This is a genomic window from Mesorhizobium sp. M1A.F.Ca.ET.072.01.1.1 (genome assembly GCF_004023325.1).
Classification (GTDB): domain Bacteria; phylum Pseudomonadota; class Alphaproteobacteria; order Rhizobiales; family Rhizobiaceae; genus Mesorhizobium.
In genome coordinates this window covers 1-378 of sequence record NZ_RZSF01000826.1, presented here as the reverse complement: position 1 = coordinate 378, position 378 = coordinate 1, and the positions used below count along the sequence as shown (strand labels likewise).

Below are 378 nucleotides of genomic sequence, written 5' to 3'. Positions count from 1 at the left end.
ATCATATCAGTCCAGATGGATCTGATAGCTCAGAACACGCGTCGCGGCTGGCGGGATCAGCATCACGCCCGGCTTTTCGGTGAATTCGCCGTCGAAATCGACGGGGCTGGCAAGACCATGCCAGGGCTCGATGCAAAGGAACGGCGCTCCGCCCGGCCTGGACCAGATGCCGAGCTCCCGAAACCCCTGCCAGGATATCTCAAGCGCCGGTCCGTGCCCGGCGGCGTAGCGCACATTGGCGCTGGCCGGCCGATCGATGATCACGGCGTCCTCCTCGAACAGGCTTTCGGAGAGCGCCAGTATCTTGCCTTTCACGGGCGTCGGCTGTGGCGTTGGCAGCAGCAGGCCGTCCTTGAGGCGGCGGATCGGAGCGCTTTC

At 64.3% G+C, this 378-nt stretch carries 1 pseudogene; it reads right to left on the bottom strand.

From position 1 onward, the window contains the following. Positions 1–6: 6 nt before the first annotated feature. Positions 7–378: pseudogene (locus EOA32_RS38220) on the bottom strand (aldose 1-epimerase family protein); the annotation flags it as partial.